The organism is Bacillus sp. RO1, from assembly GCF_012524115.1.
In the GTDB taxonomy this organism is placed as follows: domain Bacteria; phylum Bacillota; class Bacilli; order Bacillales; family Bacillaceae_I; genus Sutcliffiella_A.
The window spans coordinates 276,931-294,795 of the sequence record NZ_JAAZWB010000087.1 but is presented as its reverse complement, the minus strand read 5'-3'; the positions used below and the strand labels follow the sequence as shown (position 1 = coordinate 294,795).

The window sequence follows — 17,865 nt, the reverse complement described above, 5'->3', positions numbered from 1 at the left end:
TGTCTGGTAATGATGGCGAAGAGGTCACACCCGTTCCCATACCGAACACGGAAGTTAAGCTCTTCAGCGCCGATGGTAGTTGGGGGATCTCCCCCTGTGAGAGTAGGACGTTGCCAGGCAAATTTATAAGAAACCAGTGCTTATTAGATTAGGCGCTGGTTTTTTGTGTTTTCTTTTTGTGGAAAATGGTGGCGGAACAAGTCTTTAAACAATCCCCCTAGATTTTCCAACTGCGTTCCTCTATACTAAATACTCTAAACATAGAACGTATATAAAAGGAGGGGAAATAATAATGCAACGTATAATGGTCATTGGGGTATCGGCAGGAGCAGGGAAATCCACGTTTGCTAGCAGGCTAGGAAAAGCTTTAGACGTAAAAGTATTTCATCTGGATGCGTACTTTTGGAAACCAGGATGGGTGCAGGCAAGCATGGAAGAGTTTACGCAATCGCAACATGAAATGATAATAAATCATAGCTCTTGGATCGTTGAGGGGAACTATACAGCCACTTTTGACATTAGAGCTGAAAAGGCAGACACCATCATCTATTTGGAGCTTCCGTTAAGGGTTTGTTTGTATAGGGTAATAAAGAGATGGCTGACTAACCTTGGGAATAAGCGTCCTGATCTTGGCGGGGAGTGTACGGAGAGGATGGAGTGGGGGTTCCTTAAGTTTATTATCACGACTTACCGCGCAAGGAAAAAAGCGATGAAGTCCCGTTTGGATTACTATCAGGAGGACAAGTTTGTAGTGAGGCTGAAGGGGAAAAGGGCAATTGAATATTTTTTACAAGAGATAGAAAAACAAAAGAGTAGCTCGGCTTCCTAATATAAGGACCGATGGCTACTCTTTTTTAGAACTGTTCAAATCTCTTAAAATTAAAGGTTGCCATTAGGACGAAGAGTAGGGAAAGGCAAAGTGTAGACGCAATAACGAGCAGGCCATTTTCAAGAAGTTCCCCATGCGTAAGAATGGCAGTTGCATGTTCTCTTAGCTTGGCTGGACTCCATTCCATAAATTTGGTGAAGAGTCCTGTGGTTACAGTCAACAGTGCAAGAAACGATACGCTGACACCGGCGATGCCTCCTGAGGTGCGGATTAAAGTTCCTGCAAAAATGGTTACAGAGATAATCAATACGATCCATAAGCTATAGACGCCAAGGCTTGCGAGCATAATGTCCCAATCTACTTGGTTGAATAGTAGATTTGTATAGTACCATGTTAGTACGTAGCTGAGTAGCAGGGATGTTAGAGCAATGATGAGTTGTGCTGTCCATTTGCTTAGGATGTACTGAATTGGCTGGACAGGACGAGCCATGACAAGAGTGAGGGTGCCGGTTTGGCGTTCGTTTGATATGGCACTCATCGTAGCTAGCACAAATAGAAGCGTGGCAATGGTGCCGTATTGTCCGAGTGTGCCGGCCAGAACCTCTTCTCCAGAGGGAGTTGGGATTTCAATGACAGCACCTTCTGGCAGGTTACCGGCTGATTCGATGATTTGTGGCATATAGTAGCTGGTTAATGGTTGGGATATGCCGATGATCATGATGACAATAGGTAGCCAAATCCATTTTCCGTTGCGCATGTTTTCTTGCATTTCTTTTATAAAAAGAGTGGCGAAGTTTTTCATCGGTTCATCACCTTCATATATGCGTCTTCCAGGGAATCTTGCACCTTTTCATAGTGTGATAGGGTGAGCTGGTTATCTAGTATTTTTGATAAAAAAGTCTTGCTGCGGTAAGTCATTTCGTTTACATAGATGGTAGCAGTGTGTGTGTCTGTGTAGTCGATAGATTTTATGCTTGGGATGCCATCTAATTGTCCAGTGAGTGGCTCTTCTGTTTTTATTTTTACAGCAGAAGTGGTGTGTTCGGACCTTAATGCTGCTAGGCTGCCGTCCCACTTGATTTGGCCGTCTTTTAGCATAATGACGGTGTCGCAAACCTGTTCTGCATCATGTAGGACATGGGTGGAAAATAGGATGGTCATGCGGTTTTTTAGCTTGGTGAGGATCTTTAGGACATCACGTCTACCATCTGGGTCAAGGGCGGAAACCGGCTCGTCAAGAATGAGGAGCTCCGGGTCGTGCAATAAGGCTTGCGCAAGTCCCAGGCGTTGTTTCATTCCACCGGAGAAACCGCCTATCCGTTTGTTTTTCACATCTTTTAAGCTGACAAATTCGAGTGTTTCATCAATTTTAGATTTAAGTTTAGCCTTTGGGATGTGTGAAAGGTTGCCTGCAAACTGCAAATATTCTTTTGGTGTCATCCAGGAAAAAAAGGAAGGGTGCTGGGGCAAGAATCCGATTTGGTGTCGATAGTCCTTCCCATTGCTTTGAGTAACTTGGATTGTACCAGCTGACGGTGTAAGAAGCCCCGCAAGCATTTGCAGGGTCGTCGTTTTTCCGGCTCCATTTGGACCGAGTAGTGCTACACAGCTTCCTTTATCTATGTGAAAAGAAATACCTTTGACGGCTTGGTGTTGCTTAAATGTTTTTGTTAAGTTATTGATTTTGAGTAACATACCGGTCGCTCCCTAGTCGTTTTTTCGGCCGATAACAAAATAAAGGATAGGGCCGATAGTAGTGATGAAAAGTATGATGAGAGCCCAGGCCCATTTCGGTCCATTCGTTTGTTCTTGACGGCTAAGGCTGATTAAGGCCGTGATAATCAAAATAAGTTGCAAAACGATTAGTGGTGCAGCAAGTGACCAGTTGATGTTTTCCATTAAAATCCTCTCCTCTTTTGTTTCTTGTTATGTGGGTAGAACACGAATAGCAGATAGAACAGGGTAGGCAGTGGAAATTGAATTAATCCCCAGATTCCCCAGAACCATGCGTAACTGCCTTTCTTCTTAGCGTCAATGAATAGCAGGATGCTTTGTGTCAGTAGAACAGGAATGAGCCATGGCAGAATGGTGTATAGTTGGTCCAGTTTTTCTGGCGTCATGACAAGATGCTTCCTTCCTGTTTAGTTTTATTTTTTTGCAGGAAGTAGAAAATGATTGGTGCTAGGACGAATGCTGACACTTGAATGACGATAAATAGCATGGGTGCTTGAAGCAAGGCTGCTGTAAAGGCTGTTAAAAGGATAAGCGCGGTGATGATGAAAATACTGAGCTCCTTTTGGAAGGCTTTACGTTTTGCTGACCTTGCTAGATGAAGTTGTTCCTGAATTTGATGAGTTGTAGGGATGGGAGGTGACCCTAATTCATCTAGTTGCTGCCAGTCTTTGTGAAGTTTTGTTAGAAGTTCCTTTTCTCTCTTATCCTGTTGACTCATCGTCATGGTCCCACTCCTTTCTTAGCATACTAATTCCATTGTGGACTCTTGATTTAACGGTTCCTGTTTTGATGCCAAGCATCGTGCCAATTTCCTCATAGGTGTAGCCGTAATAATGTCTCAGTAAAATCGGTGTTCTTGTTTCTGGAGGCAGCTGATTGAAGTCTGAGAACGTATCGCTCCAATCCATTCCGTTTGACTTTGAGCGGAAGGTGAGCTGTCTGGATAGAACATGCAGGAGCCGGTTAGCTTTTTTCTTCTCGCGCTCTCGTTTCCGGATGGAATCGATGTAGAGCCTTGAGGCAATCGAGATCATCCAGGTTGAAAATTTCCCTTCTCCTTTGAAGGAGGCGAGATTGGTGTAGCACTTCATCATCGTTTCCTGGGCCAAGTCGTTGCTCGTTTCTTCGTTCAGTGTTAGTTTGAGCAAGTATTTATAAAGAAAAGAATAGTGCTTCTGAAATAGCTGCGTGAAGGCATCGTCGTCGCCTGTAATTGCCTCTTGTATCAGATAAATGTCTTCTTCGTGCTCCAAATCGATGCCTCCTTTATTAACGGTTTTCGTACGTTCAACCATAAGACGCTACGAATTCATAAACCGTTCATTTTATTTTTAATGTTTTTTCGAGGATACCCATTCACTTACTAAACTTACCTAATAACCATATAAAAAACCCCTTCTAGGTGAAGGGGGGAAAGGTGGAATTGCTAACTTATATAGTATTCGACGTCGGAATGGAAATTCCTAGAGGGGTCTGACCCCTTATTTTTATTTTTTTATTTCTCCTTGTTCCCCCCGCCCCTCACATAGATCTGGCGTTTGGTGTCGCTTATGATGTGGCGATGGAGTTGGATGAGGAGGAGGCCGTTTTCGTAGGTGGCGTCTACTTTGTCGTCACGGACTGGGAATGGGAGTTCGAAGGTGCGTTGAAATTCGCCTTGTGCGATCCCTTCTTCAATGAGTTCGTAGCCTTGAATGTTGAGGTTAATTTGCCCTTTTACTTCAAGTTGCTGCGGGCGAACAAACAATTGTACCTGTTCTGGGTTCACAAGGCCTGGAAGGCACATAACGCAGAGCAGCTCGTTCTCTTTTTTGTAAAGGTTGGTCTGGGTCTGCATGTTTTCAAAGTATGGCTCAAACCCGTTCCAGAACTCGTCTCCGAAGAATTGGTCCCACTGTTTGCGCCAGTCTCCCATGTTTTTGAATTGATTAAATGGCATCATCGGCAATCACGCTTCCTTTCTACTTCTCTTTGCCGATATAATATGCAATTTTAAGTGGGTAAGTGCCTATGAGTCACCCTAAGTCTGAGTCTGTATGTAATCTGTTTGTCGATTTTCTCTTAAACACAGATGAGGAAAATCATGGTATATTTTAAAATGGAGGTGTTTAATCATGTCAAAAAACAATACATGGATTTTTAACAAAAACACAAAGGGACAAACAACGTAATAGCAAGTGACGACTAACGTTTAAAACCGTGTTGTTGCTTGCTGGGAAAGTAGGTAACAATGAACATATTGGAAACAAAGAATGTGTATTACACCATGCATATAATTATTTCGCTTGCGAGCTCGATTATGTTTACCACGTATGCGATCTATTATATTGAAGAATTAGGATTGAATCCTTTACAGCTAATATTGATTGGAACGGCCATAGAGTTGACGGTTATTGTGTTCGAAAGTGTAACTGGAGTGGTGGCTGACACCTACAGCAGGAGATTATCGATTATTATCGCGACATTCATCTTAGGGGCTGCCTTTATTTTTGAGGGGAGTATTCCTTACATGAACGGCAGTATGTTAGTTGCAGGCGTGTTGTCTGCGTTTGTACTATTACTCATTGGAGAGTTCATCCGCGGAATCGGAGAGACGTTCCTTAGTGGAGCGGACCAGGCATGGCTGACGGATGAAGTAGGGGAAGAGGCGGTTGCGAAAATATTTGTCCGTACGAACCAACTCCGGCTTATTGCGAGCCTTATCGGGATAATGATTAGTGTAGCACTTGCAAGCATTGCACTAAATCTTCCTTATCTGGCAGGAGGTTCGCTTTACATTTTGCTTGGCATCTTCCTGTGCATTTATATGAAGGAAAAGAATTTCGAGAGAGTGGAACATGCTGATGTGAATCCGTTGAAAGCTATGTCCGGCACGTTTATTTCTGGTGTATCTTTTATCAAAAACAAGCCGGTACTAATTATGCTGTTAGTGGTGACGATATTTATCGGTGCAACATCTGAGGGATTTGATCGCCTATGGGAAGCGCATCTGCTGGAAGCATTCACTTTTCCAAGCATCGGTTCACTGGATGTGGTTGTTTGGTTCGGTGTCATTCAGTTTGTGGGAACGTTGATTAGCATAGGAGCGATGGAATGGTACCAGCGCAGATTTGATGTGAATCACCCAAAGGTAATCAGATACAGTTTGTTTTACTTTACGATTGGGCAGGTTATCTTTCTGGTTCTCTTTGCGGTAACACCATCCTTCTATCTGGCCATTGGTTGTTTCTGGGTGTTAGGCATCATTGGATCCATCAGCGCACCAATGTATCAAGCGTGGCTGAACCAACAACTAGAAAGCAAATCCCGTGCCACTGTTTTATCTATCATGGGCCAAGGCAACGCGGTTGGGCAAGGATTTGGTGGACCATTCGTTGGCGTCATTGCCACCAGATACTACATTCGCACAGCGCTAGTTCTTAGCGCCATGCTGTTGCTTCCGGAAGTTATTTTATATGGTAAAGTGATGAAGAGATAAAGAGGGGTCTGACCCTCACTCCGTTAAAGCGCTAAAAACCCCGCCTCATAAAAAAGGCGGGGTTTTACTTATCTTAGTTATGTTGCTTAGTCCTTCTTCTCCACATTCACCGGCTTCGTAACGTTGGTGAATTTTTCGTCTTTGAATGATTTCATGAGCGAGAAGACCATGAGAATCATGATGATGGCGAATGGGAAAGCGGCAATGATGGAGGCGGTTTGAAGTGCTTTGAGTCCACCCGTCCATAATAGAATTGCTGCTGCTGCCGATTGGATAAGCCCCCACACAAACTTGATGGAGTTTGGTGGATGCAGGCTGCCGTTGGTTGTTTGCATGCCAAGTACAAAGGTTGCTGAATCTGCTGAAGTGATGAAGAAGGTGCAGATCAGGAAGATGGCAAGCCCAGACATTATCATGCCAAGCGGATAGTTTTGCAAGACAGAGAACAGGGCAACTTCCATGCCAGACTCTGTAATGACACTATACACCGGGATCCCTTCAAAATACTCCAGGAATATCGCAGATCCTCCGAATACGGAGAACCATAGTCCACCGAATATAGTTGGAACCAATAAGACTCCAAGTAAGAACTCACGAATTGTACGACCACGCGAAATGCGGGCGATGAAGGTACCCACAAATGGTGCCCAAGCGATCCACCATGCCCAGTAGAAAATGGTCCAATCCTGTACCCATGAATTATCCGCGTCAAACGGGAACAAACGGAAGCTCATGGATGGAAGGTTTTGAAGGTAGCTTCCAACGGTTGTAGTAAACAGATCCATAATGAAATTGGTTGGACCTGCGAACAGCAAGAACACCATTAATGAAATCGCGAGTACGACATTCAGGTTACTCAAGTATTTGATTCCCTTGTTCAACCCTGTTTGTGCCGACAACATAAACAATACCGTCACCACTGCAATCACAATCAGTTGAGTCGTGATATTGTTTGTGATAGCCGGGGTTACGCTCGCAAGGCCGCCACTGATTTGGATGGCTCCCAGCCCCAAGGATGTAGCAACCCCAAAGATTGTAGCAAAAACGGCAATAAAGTTAATGAAAGTCCCTAGGTGCCCATCAACCCGTTCTCCCAGAATCGGTCGTAAGATGGAGCTGATAACCCCAGGTGAGCCTTTTCTAAACTGGAAATATGCTAATGCAAGCGCGATGACAGAATAGATGGCCCAAGGATGCAGTCCCCAATGGAAAAATGAATAGCGCATTGCTACCCTGGCCGCTTCAGCAGTCTCCCCTTCTCCGGTCGGTGGGGCGAAAAAATGATACATCGGTTCTGAAGCACCCCAAAATACTAATCCGATACCCATCCCGGCACTAAATAACATCGCAAACCATGTTATGTAATTGTATTCCGGTTCATCCGTATCTTTTCCGAGTTTAATACGGCCAAATTTAGTGAATATAAGAATAATGCTGAATAACAAAAATCCTGTTGCAGTCAATAGATAAAACCAACCGAACTTATCTACAATAAAACCTTGTACAGCTTCTGTTACAGGCTTTAGAGCGGCGTCACCCAACATGCTTGCGGGAATCACGCCCCAAATGATGAATAAGACAGCAACTATAATAGAAACAATAAATACAGGTGTTGCTTTCTTCATGATTTTTTCACTCCTTTTATAATGTCACATCACTTCTTTCATAAATTAAGTATTTGTTACAAAAACGGCAGCTATACCATCCTACCACTTCTGGGTCTTTAGTCCAATTAATTTACCTTAAGTGTTTACAGGTTATAGCAGGTTCCATTAGAATTAGTTACTAGATTTGTCATCTGGGAGGCAGGTATCTTGCTTGAAAATAGTTTAGTTATGGTAGCAATCATCATCATTATCAATATTGTCTACGTATCATTTTTTACGATACGAATGATTTTGACTTTAAAGGGGCAGCGTTACTTGGCTGCGGGAATCAGCATGGTAGAGGTTGTTATTTATGTGGTCGGTTTAGGCCTTGTACTGGACAACTTGAATGAAATCCAAAACTTGGCTGCCTACGCACTGGGATATGGTGTTGGAGTCATTGTCGGAATGAAAATTGAAGAGAAGCTGGCGCTTGGATACACCACTGTAAATGTCATTACGAAGGAGTATGACAAGGATCTGCCAAAGCTTTTGCGTGAAAAAGGGTATGGTGTGACCAACTGGCAGGCAAATGGGCTTGAAGGCGACCGAATGGCCATGCAAATTTTAACGCCTCGAAAATACGAAGTGAGCTTGTATCATGCCATTAAAGAGCATGACCCTAAGGCATTCATCATTGCCTACGAACCAAAAACCATTCACGGTGGTTTCTGGGTAAAAGCTGTAAAGGAAAGGAAAATTAAAGAATGGGTAAGACGCCGAGAAAACGAAAGTTCGAAGTAATGGAAAATGAGACGATCAGTGAATGCCTCGACCGAATGGCAAAGGAAGGCTACATGCCTTCACGCCGGATGGAAGAGCCCATTTTTCAAGAGACAGTAAAAAATGGACACAAAGAAGTGCAACCAATTGGAAGAAAAATAGTATTTGAAGGCAAATTAATCGAAAAATAACACCAAAATACGAACATTAATCGACAAACAAACCACATTGTTCATGATTTCCATTGACATTAACGAAAATTGACGGTAAGATAAACGTAGATGAAAACGAATTAAAAACAAATAATGAAACCTCATATAATTTTGGGAATATGGCCCATAAGTCTCTACCCGACCGCCACATTGGTCGGACTATGAGGGGAAGTTAACACCATCTATGTTTTTCATGGCGACTAAGTTTGTTTACCTATGCTAATGAAAGCCCAGATGGACTGCTTTCCCTCCTAAAACAGGGACAGTCCATCTGGGCTTTTCTGTTTCTAAAAGTTTCTGTTAAACGCCGCTGTTGCTTTCCGCAAAAGGCTTCGCTTTCCGCGGGGCGACCTTGAGCCTCCTCGGCAAGCCTGCGGGGTCTCAACATTGTCGCTACTCCCCCGCTGGAGTCTTCGCCTTTTGCTCCAAGAAACAGCTAGGTATTATAGAATCCACCATGTTGACTGAAGTGCAAGGTGTGAGACTCCTAAGGGAGATAGCGGTAGCTTGAGACCCCTGAAGCGGTGTGAGGAGGCTCAAGCACACGCCCCGCGGAAAGCGAACACCTGGAACGAAAGGAAACAGGGAGTCAAACAGACAACCATTCAAATCAAAAAGGGAGGCAACAAAATGAACGCTATAGTTGGAGTGATCATGGGAAGTACTTCCGATTGGGAAACAATGAAACACGCATGTGACATGCTTGACGAACTACATATACCTTACGAAAAGAAAGTCGTATCCGCACACCGCACACCAGACCTCATGTTCACCTACGCAGAACAAGCAAGAGAACGAGGCCTAAAAGTCATCATCGCCGGAGCGGGAGGAGCAGCACACCTACCTGGAATGGTAGCAGCGAAAACGACGCTCCCAGTAATCGGCGTACCGGTTCAATCCAAAGCGCTTAACGGCTTGGACTCCTTGCTATCCATCGTCCAGATGCCAGGCGGCGTACCGGTTGCTACAGTTGCCATCGGAAAAGCTGGCGCGACAAACGCAGGGCTCCTTGCAGCACAGATGATTGGCGTTTATGACAGTATTACGGCAGAACGCCTTCAAGCACGAAGAGACGCAACAGAACAACAAGTGATAGAAAGTAGTGATCAGCTTGTTTAAACAGATCGTACCACCAGCAACCATCGGAATCATCGGCGGCGGACAGCTCGGTAGGATGATGGCCCTATCAGCAAAGGCAATGGGCTTTAAAATCGCAGTTCTTGACCCAACACCAGATTCTCCATGCGGACAGGTCGCAGACATTGAAATCACCGCAGCATTCAGTGATATGGAAGCGATCAAAAAACTCGCATTGCTATCCGATGTCGTCACGTATGAATTTGAAAACATCGATTACGAAGCATTGACTTGGCTAGAAGAGAACGCTTACTTGCCACAGGGCAGCGAAGTGTTGAAAGTCACCCAGCACCGGGGAACCGAAAAAAGAGCGATTGAAGCAGCGGGGCTTCAGGTTGCACCTTTTATGGAAGTAACGACAAAAGCAGAGCTTCATGGAGCCATCCAGAAAATCGGTTATCCAAGTGTGCTGAAAACATGCCGCTTCGGTTATGACGGCAAAGGGCAGGTAGTGTTGAAGGACGAAGCAGCTCTCGAACAGGCTGCAAAACTTTTAGATCATGGCGAATGTGTCCTGGAAAAATGGATTCCTTTTGTAAAAGAAATCTCGGTTGTAGTAGCACGAAGCACAACAGGCGAAATCAAAGCATTCCCTGTCGGTGAAAACGAACATAGAGAAAATATATTATATAAAACAATCGCACCAGCAAGGGTAGATCAGATTCTAGAGATGAACGCCATACAAAGTGCCATGACATTAGCAAGGCACTTCAATCTTATCGGGACTCTGGCAGTGGAAATGTTTGTCCTTGAAGATGGTACCTTCTATATAAATGAACTGGCACCAAGACCGCATAACTCCGGACACTATACGATGGATGCATGCGAGACCTCACAATTCGAGCAGCACATCAGAGCAGTGACAGGGATGCCTCTTGGCAAAACGACCTTATGGAAGCAAGCAGTAATGGTTAATCTATTAGGGGAGCATGTGGACGCGGCAATTGAACACATTCCACATTATGAAAATGCAAAGCTTCATTTATATGGCAAGCACGAGAAAAAAGAGAAACGAAAAATGGGACATATCAATATTTTAGCTGATACAATAGAACAGGCTTTGGAGCAAGAGGCTTCCTGGCAGATTTGGAACACAGTTGAACGGAGGATTTTAACATGATTGAACGTTATACAAGACCCGAGATGGGCGCGATTTGGACAGAAGAAAACCGATTTCAGGCTTGGCTTGAAGTAGAAATCCTAGCTTGTGAAGCATGGGCAGAGCTTGGGGATATCCCGAAAGAAGACGTAAAGGTACTTCGCGAAAAAGCATCCTTCGATATTGAGCGCATTAAAGAAATCGAAGCGGAAACTCGTCATGATGTGGTCGCTTTTACAAGAGCGGTATCTGAAACACTTGGAGACGAGAAAAAGTGGGTGCATTACGGCTTAACTTCCACAGATGTAGTCGACACAGCACTTTCCTACCAGTTGAAGCAAGCAAATCAGATCTTACTTGCTGACATCGAACGCTTTGTTTCTATTTTAAAAGAAAAAGCGCAAGAGCATAAATACACGGTCATGATGGGCCGTACACACGGTGTGCACGCAGAGCCAACAACATTTGGTTTAAAGCTTGCCCTGTGGTACGAGGAAATGAAACGTAACCTTGAGCGTTTCAAGCAAGCCGCAGAAGGCATCGAGTTCGGAAAAATCTCCGGTGCGGTTGGAACTTACGCCAATATCAATCCGTTTGTAGAAGAGTATGTGTGTGAAAAGTTAGGCCTGCAACGCGCGCCAATCTCCACACAAACTTTACAACGTGACCGTCATGCTCATTACTTAAGCACACTAGCGTTGATCGCAACTTCTATTGAAAAGTTCGCAGTAGAAGTTCGCGGACTACAAAAGAGTGAAACACGCGAAGTGGAAGAGTTCTTCGCAAAAGGTCAAAAAGGATCTTCTGCAATGCCACACAAACGTAACCCAATCGGTTCGGAAAACATGACAGGCCTTGCACGTGTGATCCGCGGGTACATGATGACAGCTTACGAGAATGTGCCACTTTGGCATGAGCGCGATATCTCGCATTCTTCTGCAGAGCGCATTATTTTACCTGACAGCACGATTGCTTTGAACTACATGATGAACCGTTTTGGCAACATCATCAAAAACTTGACGGTGTTCCCGGAAAACATGAAGCGTAATATGGACCGCACTTTGGGTCTTATCTACTCCCAACGCGTACTGCTTGCGTTAATCGACACTGGCATGTCCCGTGAAGAAGCGTATGACACGGTTCAGCCAAAAGCGATGGAAGCTTGGGAAAAGCAAGTACACTTCCGCGAGTTGGTGGAAGGTGAAGAGAAAATCACTTCTCGTCTAACGCCGGCACAGATCGAGGACTGCTTCGACTACAACTATCACCTGCAGCATGTAGATACTATTTTCGACCGACTAGGGCTATAAAAGATAAATTGGTGGAGCACCGCTATTGCTTTCCGCAAAAGGCTTCGCTTTCCGCGGGGCGACCTTGAGCCTCCTCGGCAAGCCTGCGGGGTCTCAACATTGTCGCTACTCCCCCGCTGGAGTCTACGCCTTTTGCTCCAAGCAACAGCTAGGTTGTCTCTTGATTTCAACTAATCTAATTGCATAAAATGTTTTCCCCTGTTCATTGGAGTGGAAGGCACGAGACTCCTGCGGAAAGTAGCGGTAGGTTGAGACCCCGCAACGAAGTGAGGAGGCTCAAGCACCGCCCCGCGGAAAGCGAGTGCCTGCAACGGAAATGAACAGGGAGTTAACGCAAAAACCCATCTCTCTTTTAATAGGAGGCAAACCCATGACCTTGCAAAAGCAGGAACTATTATACGAAGGCAAAGCAAAACTGGTTTACTCAACAACCGACGAAAACATCGTCTGGATCCAATATAAAAACTCCGCCACCGCCTTCAACGGCGAAAAAAAAGCCGACATTACAGGCAAAGGCCGTTTGAATAACGAGATTACTAGCTTACTATTTTCCATGCTCACCGAAGCCGGAATCGAAAACCACTTCATCGAGCGCAAGTCCGAAACAGAACAGCTTGTGAAAAAAGTCGACATCATTCCACTTGAAGTCGTGGTACGTAACATCACCGCCGGCAGCATGGCAAAGCGCCTTGGCATCGAAGAAGGACTAAAAATGGAGAAACCAATCGTTGAGTTTTACTATAAAGATGACTCACTAGGTGATCCGCTCATCACAGAAGATCATGTTCAACTTTTAAAGCTTGCAACACCAGCAGAAGTGGACATTTTGAAGCATGTAGCGCGTAAGGTCAACGCGGTATTATCGGAATTTTTCGGAAACAAAGGTTTGAGATTGGTAGATTTCAAGCTGGAATTTGGTAAAACGAATGACGGGCGAATCATCTTGGCTGATGAGGTGTCACCGGACACATGCCGTCTGTGGGATAAGGAAACGAATGAGAAACTTGATAAAGATGTGTTCCGCAGAAATCTTGGTAGCCTGACAGATGCATACGAAAAAATACTAGCACGTATCGGAGGAGAGCAGCATGTATAAAGTGAAGGTATTCGTAACGTTAAGAGAGAGCGTTTTAGATCCACAAGGAACAGCAGTGAAAAATTCGCTTCATAGTCTTTCTTATAAAGAGGTCGAGGAAGTTCGTATCGGAAAATTTTTAGAATTGACGATTGCAAAATCTGACCGTGACCTAGACGTGCTTGTAAAGGAAATGTGCGAACGTTTATTGGCAAATACAGTGATTGAAGACTTCCGTTATGAGGTGGAGGAGGTTGTTGGATCGTGAAATTTGCAGTCATTGTGTTTCCGGGCTCCAACTGTGATGTAGATATGTACCATGCCATCAAAGACGAGCTTGGGGAAGAAGTCGAGTATGTGTGGCATGATGCAACGAACCTAGAGGAGTATGACGGAATTTTACTACCAGGTGGATTTTCATATGGAGATTACCTAAGATCTGGCGCAATTGCACGCTTTTCCAATGTCATGCTAGAAGTACAAAAAGCAGCAGAAGCTGGGAAGCCAATCTTGGGCGTATGTAACGGATTTCAAATTTTGCTGGAATCAGGTCTTCTTCCAGGGGCGATGAGAAGGAATAAAAACTTGAAGTTTATGTGCCGTCCGGTGGAATTAAAAGTGGAGAATAACAAAACGATGTTCACGTCGGGATACGAAAAAGATGAGATCATCACCATCCCCATAGCGCATGGGGAAGGAAATTACTATTGTGATGAGAAAACTTTAGGGGAATTAGTAAGCAATGGGCAAATTGCTTTTTCCTATAATGGTGACAATCCAAATGGTAGTCTACATGATATTGCAGGAATTGTAAATGAAAAAGGAAATGTACTTGGTATGATGCCACACCCTGAAAGAGCGGTTTCTGAGCTGTTAGGCAGTGCAGATGGCCTTAAACTCTTTCAATCTATCGTTCGTAATTGGAGGGAATCACATGTCGTTACTTCTTGAGCCAAATCCAGAGATGATCAAAGCGGAAGGCATTTACCGTGAAATGGGACTGAGCGATGAAGAGTTCCTAATGGTAGAAAAAATTCTTGGGCGTTTGCCAAACTACACGGAAACCGGGTTATTCTCGGTAATGTGGTCGGAGCATTGCAGCTACAAGAACTCCAAGCCGGTATTGCGCAAGTTCCCGACAGATGGGCCTAAAGTATTGCAAGGTCCTGGGGAAGGTGCAGGTATTGTGGACATCGGAGACAATCAGGCAGTGGTGTTCAAAATTGAAAGTCATAATCACCCGTCTGCCATCGAGCCATATCAAGGTGCGGCAACAGGTGTCGGCGGGATCATCCGCGATGTCTTTTCCATGGGCGCACGTCCGATTGCGTTATTGAATTCTTTGCGCTTTGGGGAACTAACATCTCCACGTGTGAAATATTTGTTTGAAGAAGTGGTGGCAGGAATCGCAGGCTACGGAAACTGTGTGGGTATCCCGACAGTTGGCGGCGAGATCCAGTTCGACCCGGCCTATGATGGCAATCCACTTGTGAATGCAATGTGTGTGGGTCTGATCAATCATGAAGATATTAAAAAAGGGCAGGCAAAAGGTGTCGGTAATACGGTCATGTACGTTGGGGCAAAAACGGGACGCGACGGGATCCACGGGGCAACTTTTGCATCGGAAGAGCTTTCTGAAGCATCCGAAGAGAAACGCCCAGCGGTTCAAGTTGGCGATCCTTTTATGGAAAAATTATTATTGGAAGCTTGCTTGGAGATCGTGAAATGGGACGGTCTTGTAGGGATCCAAGACATGGGAGCGGCTGGATTAACTAGTTCTTCTGCGGAGATGGCATCAAAGGCAGGCTCCGGAATTGAAATGAATCTTGACCTTGTGCCACAGCGTGAAACAGGTATGACTGGTTATGAAATGATGCTTTCTGAATCCCAAGAGCGCATGCTGATTGTGGTGGAAGCTGGACGTGAGCATGAGGCACACGAAATCGTTTCAAAATATGGCTTAGAAGCTGTAGCTATTGGAAAAGTGACGGATGACAAAAAACTGCGCCTTGTTCACAAAGGTGAAGTGATTGCAGATGTACCGGTGGATGCGCTTGCTGAAGAAGCTCCTGTATACCATAAGCCATCAAGTGAACCTGCGTATTACCGTGAGTTCCAGGAGATGGAGGTAGCGGTGCCGGAAGTAGCCGACTATGAGGAAACGTTAGTATCTTTATTAAAGCAACCGACCATCGCAAGCAAAGAGTGGGTTTATGATCAGTATGACTACCAAGTACGTACGAATACAGTGGTGGTGCCTGGTTCTGACGCGGCAGTTGTTCGTATCCGTGGAACGGAAAAAGCATTGGCGATGACAACCGATTGTAACTCCCGTTATCTATATCTAGATCCAGAAGTCGGCGGGATGATCGCTGTGGCAGAAGCGGCACGTAACATCGTGTGCTCTGGTGCGAAGCCATTAGCAATCACAGACTGCCTGAATTTTGGTAACCCTGAAAAGCCGGAGATCTTCTGGCAAATCGAAAAAGCGACAGACGGCATGAGTGAAGCTTGCCGCAAGTTAGAGTCGCCAGTAATCGGTGGAAATGTATCTTTATATAACGAAACAAACGGTGTGGCTGTTTACCCAACGCCAGTTGTCGGCATGGTTGGATTGATTGATGATTTGAAGCATGTTACGACTCAGGAATTCAAGAACGAAGGCGACCTGATTTATGTGATTGGGGAAACGGCTTCTGAGTTTGGTGGAAGTGAGCTGCAAAAGCTTACGTATGGCAAGATCTTTGGTAAGGCGCCTGGAATTGATTTAGATGTGGAAGCTAGACGTCAGGATGAACTATTGGCGGCAATTCGCGCTGGATTAGTTGCATCTGCACATGATGTAGCAGAAGGTGGAGTAGGTGTTGCTTTGGCAGAAAGTGCAATGGGTGCTCGTGGTTTGGGAGCGGCAGTGACGCTTACTGGAGATATGACATCTGCACTGTTCAGTGAAACGCAATCTCGTTTTGTTGTAACGGTTCGTCCGGAAAATCAAGAGGCATTTGAAGCAGCGGTGGCGGATGCTAGCTTTGTAGGAACTGTCACTGCAACTGGTAATCTTCATATTGAATCGGCATCCCGTGAAGTTGCGATCCATATGTCTGTGGACGACCTTCGTGATGCTTGGAAAGGAGCTATTCCATGCTTGCTGAATTAAAGGGCTTGAATGAGGAATGTGGGGTGTTCGGGATTTGGGGACATCCCGAGGCATCCCAGATTACCTATTACGGTTTGCATAGCCTGCAGCACCGTGGCCAAGAAGGCGCAGGGATTGTTTCAACTGATGGGGAGAAGCTTGTAGCGGTAAAAGGGGAAGGCCTTGTGAACGAAGTGTTCGGTAATGGTAGATTGCAAGAACTTGGTGCCGGAAAAGCTGCTATTGGCCATGTCCGTTATGCAACGGCAGGGGGCGGCGGTTATGAGAATGTACAGCCTCTATTGTTTCACTCTCAATCTGGCAGTCTTGCACTTGCCCACAATGGAAATCTCGTAAATGCTAATGCGCTAAAGCATCAGCTTGAGACGATGGGGAGTATTTTACAAACAACGTCCGATACGGAAGTTTTGGCTCATCTTATTAAAAGAAGTGGCTACACGCTATTAAAGGATCGTGTGAAAAATGCGTTGTCGATGCTAAAGGGTGCATATGCCTTTTTAATCATGACTGAGACGGAAATGATGGTTGCGCTTGACCCGAACGGTTTGCGTCCACTGTCACTTGGTAAGCTGAACGATGCCTATGTCGTGGCGTCCGAAACCTGTGCGTTTGATGTAGTGGGTGCAGAATTCATCCGCGATATCGAGCCTGGGGAATTGTTGATTATCGACAATGGCGGCTTGCATTCCGAGCGATTTACGATGCATACCCAACGTGCGATGTGCAGCATGGAGTACATTTATTTTTCCAGACCTGACAGCAATATTGATGGCATCAATGTGCATACAGCAAGGAAAAGTCTTGGCAAGCAGCTGGCGATGGAGTCAGGTGTAGAGGCAGATGTGGTTACGGGGGTACCGGATTCCAGTATTTCAGCAGCAATTGGTTATGCGGAACTTTCAGGTATTCCATATGAACTCGGCTTGATCAAAAATAGATATGTAGGCCGTACGTTTATCCAGCCTTCCCAGTCATTGCGTGAGCAGGGTGTGAAGATGAAGCTTTCTCCTGTTCGCGGGGTCGTGGAAGGCAAGCGTGTCGTGATGGTCGATGATTCGATCGTCCGCGGAACGACGAGCAGAAGGATTGTAAGAATGCTTCGAGAAGCAGGTGCGACTGAGGTGCATGTGCGCATCAGTTCACCTCCGATCAAGAATCCTTGTTTTTACGGAATTGATACTTCTACACACGAAGAGTTGATTGCCTCTTCTCATTCTGTGGAGGAAATGCGTGAGATCATTGGGGCAGATTCCCTAGCGTTTTTAAGTCCTGGTGGTATGGTCGAAGCGATTGATCGCCCATTTGACGGGGAGACTCGTGGGCAGTGTATGGCGTGCTTTAGCGGCAAGTATCCGACGGAGATTTTTCCGGACACGGTGCTGCCGCATGAGAAGTGCTAGGCTTGGTGACTTGTTGAAGGGCTGATTTTTTGGAAAAGTTACAATAACGGTGAAAAAAGTCACAA

General features: G+C 45.2%; 20 protein-coding genes, 1 rRNA gene and 1 riboswitch. Of the genes, 13 read left to right on the top strand and 8 right to left on the bottom strand.

Going from position 1 to position 17,865, the window contains the following annotated elements:
* Positions 1 to 2: 2 nt before the first annotated feature.
* Positions 3 to 119 (top strand): 5S ribosomal RNA (rrf, locus tag HC179_RS18320).
* A 173-nt stretch (positions 120 to 292) separates the two neighbouring features.
* On the top strand, positions 293 to 829 hold the full coding sequence (locus HC179_RS18315) for a P-loop NTPase family protein (RefSeq protein WP_168865620.1): 537 nt from the start codon (positions 293 to 295) through the stop codon (positions 827 to 829).
* A gap of 25 nt (positions 830 to 854) precedes the next feature.
* On the opposite strand, the gene HC179_RS18310 is transcribed toward HC179_RS18315, so the two are convergent.
* From HC179_RS18310 to HC179_RS18280, 7 genes are all read right to left on the bottom strand, one after another.
* Positions 855 to 1,631, bottom strand: coding sequence for an ABC transporter permease (locus HC179_RS18310; protein WP_168865619.1), 777 nt, complete (start codon positions 1,629 to 1,631; stop codon positions 855 to 857).
* Complete coding sequence (locus HC179_RS18305; protein ID WP_168865618.1) at positions 1,628 to 2,524, bottom strand: ABC transporter ATP-binding protein; 897 nt, start codon at positions 2,522 to 2,524, stop codon at positions 1,628 to 1,630. The genes HC179_RS18310 and HC179_RS18305 overlap by 4 nt, the downstream gene beginning before the upstream one ends.
* A 12-nt stretch (positions 2,525 to 2,536) precedes the next feature.
* Complete coding sequence (locus HC179_RS18300) at positions 2,537 to 2,728, bottom strand: PLD nuclease N-terminal domain-containing protein (protein WP_168865617.1); 192 nt, start codon at positions 2,726 to 2,728, stop codon at positions 2,537 to 2,539.
* A complete protein-coding gene (locus tag HC179_RS18295) occupies positions 2,728 to 2,949 on the bottom strand; it encodes a transcriptional regulator (RefSeq protein ID WP_148989014.1) in 222 nt (73 codons plus the stop codon). Before HC179_RS18295 ends, HC179_RS18300 begins: the two co-directional genes overlap by 1 nt.
* Positions 2,946 to 3,287 (bottom strand): YxlC family protein, encoded by a 342-nt coding sequence (locus HC179_RS18290; protein ID WP_240948577.1) that lies wholly within the window; start codon positions 3,285 to 3,287, stop codon positions 2,946 to 2,948. Before HC179_RS18290 ends, HC179_RS18295 begins: the two co-directional genes overlap by 4 nt.
* Positions 3,265 to 3,816 carry an RNA polymerase sigma factor SigY gene (gene sigY, locus HC179_RS18285; RefSeq protein ID WP_168865616.1) on the bottom strand — a complete coding sequence of 184 codons (552 nt, stop codon included), beginning with the start codon at positions 3,814 to 3,816 and terminating at the stop codon, positions 3,265 to 3,267. Before sigY ends, HC179_RS18290 begins: the two co-directional genes overlap by 23 nt.
* Before the next feature lie 242 nt (positions 3,817 to 4,058).
* Positions 4,059 to 4,505, bottom strand: coding sequence for an Hsp20/alpha crystallin family protein (locus HC179_RS18280; protein ID WP_168865615.1), 447 nt, complete (start codon positions 4,503 to 4,505; stop codon positions 4,059 to 4,061).
* A gap of 288 nt (positions 4,506 to 4,793) precedes the next feature.
* Here HC179_RS18280 and HC179_RS18275 point away from each other — a divergent pair, with 288 nt between their 5' ends.
* The gene (locus tag HC179_RS18275; protein WP_168865614.1) at positions 4,794 to 6,041 is read left to right on the top strand and encodes an MFS transporter; all 1,248 of its coding nucleotides are present in this window, start codon (positions 4,794 to 4,796) and stop codon (positions 6,039 to 6,041) included.
* 86 nt (positions 6,042 to 6,127) lie between these two features.
* On the opposite strand, the gene HC179_RS18270 is transcribed toward HC179_RS18275, so the two are convergent.
* Complete coding sequence (locus HC179_RS18270) at positions 6,128 to 7,666, bottom strand: glycine betaine uptake BCCT transporter (protein ID WP_168865613.1); 1,539 nt, start codon at positions 7,664 to 7,666, stop codon at positions 6,128 to 6,130.
* 210 nt (positions 7,667 to 7,876) lie between these two features.
* On the opposite strand from HC179_RS18270, the gene HC179_RS18265 reads away from it, so the two are divergent.
* The 10 genes from HC179_RS18265 (at position 7,877) to purF (ending at position 17,800) form a co-directional block, all read left to right on the top strand.
* A complete protein-coding gene (locus HC179_RS18265) occupies positions 7,877 to 8,431 on the top strand; it encodes a DUF2179 domain-containing protein (RefSeq protein WP_168865648.1) in 555 nt (184 codons plus the stop codon).
* Positions 8,395 to 8,601, top strand: a complete 207-nt coding sequence (locus HC179_RS18260; RefSeq protein WP_168865612.1) for an NETI motif-containing protein — start codon at positions 8,395 to 8,397, stop codon at positions 8,599 to 8,601. The genes HC179_RS18265 and HC179_RS18260 overlap by 37 nt, the downstream gene beginning before the upstream one ends.
* A 102-nt stretch (positions 8,602 to 8,703) precedes the next feature.
* A riboswitch (purine riboswitch) is annotated at positions 8,704 to 8,804 on the top strand.
* 448 nt (positions 8,805 to 9,252) lie between these two features.
* A complete protein-coding gene (gene purE / locus HC179_RS18255; RefSeq protein ID WP_168865611.1) occupies positions 9,253 to 9,741 on the top strand; it encodes a 5-(carboxyamino)imidazole ribonucleotide mutase in 489 nt (162 codons plus the stop codon).
* The gene (gene purK / locus HC179_RS18250; protein WP_481747979.1) at positions 9,725 to 10,879 is read left to right on the top strand and encodes a 5-(carboxyamino)imidazole ribonucleotide synthase; all 1,155 of its coding nucleotides are present in this window, start codon (positions 9,725 to 9,727) and stop codon (positions 10,877 to 10,879) included. The genes purE and purK overlap by 17 nt, the downstream gene beginning before the upstream one ends.
* On the top strand, positions 10,876 to 12,168 hold the full coding sequence (purB, locus tag HC179_RS18245) for an adenylosuccinate lyase (RefSeq protein ID WP_168865609.1): 1,293 nt from the start codon (positions 10,876 to 10,878) through the stop codon (positions 12,166 to 12,168). Before purK ends, purB begins: the two co-directional genes overlap by 4 nt.
* Positions 12,169 to 12,538: 370 nt before the next feature.
* Positions 12,539 to 13,264 carry a phosphoribosylaminoimidazolesuccinocarboxamide synthase gene (gene purC, locus HC179_RS18240; protein WP_240948576.1) on the top strand — a complete coding sequence of 242 codons (726 nt, stop codon included), beginning with the start codon at positions 12,539 to 12,541 and terminating at the stop codon, positions 13,262 to 13,264.
* Complete coding sequence (gene purS / locus HC179_RS18235; RefSeq protein WP_060664027.1) at positions 13,257 to 13,511, top strand: phosphoribosylformylglycinamidine synthase subunit PurS; 255 nt, start codon at positions 13,257 to 13,259, stop codon at positions 13,509 to 13,511. Before purC ends, purS begins: the two co-directional genes overlap by 8 nt.
* Positions 13,508 to 14,194: a phosphoribosylformylglycinamidine synthase subunit PurQ gene (gene purQ / locus HC179_RS18230; protein ID WP_168865608.1), complete on the top strand. Its 687-nt coding sequence runs from the start codon at positions 13,508 to 13,510 to the stop codon at positions 14,192 to 14,194. Before purS ends, purQ begins: the two co-directional genes overlap by 4 nt.
* On the top strand, positions 14,178 to 16,400 hold the full coding sequence (gene purL / locus HC179_RS18225; RefSeq protein ID WP_168865607.1) for a phosphoribosylformylglycinamidine synthase subunit PurL: 2,223 nt from the start codon (positions 14,178 to 14,180) through the stop codon (positions 16,398 to 16,400). The genes purQ and purL overlap by 17 nt, the downstream gene beginning before the upstream one ends.
* Entirely contained in the window at positions 16,385 to 17,800 is a 1,416-nt protein-coding gene (gene purF / locus HC179_RS18220; RefSeq protein ID WP_168865606.1) for an amidophosphoribosyltransferase, read from the top strand. The genes purL and purF overlap by 16 nt, the downstream gene beginning before the upstream one ends.
* The last annotated feature ends 65 nt before the right edge of the window (positions 17,801 to 17,865 follow it).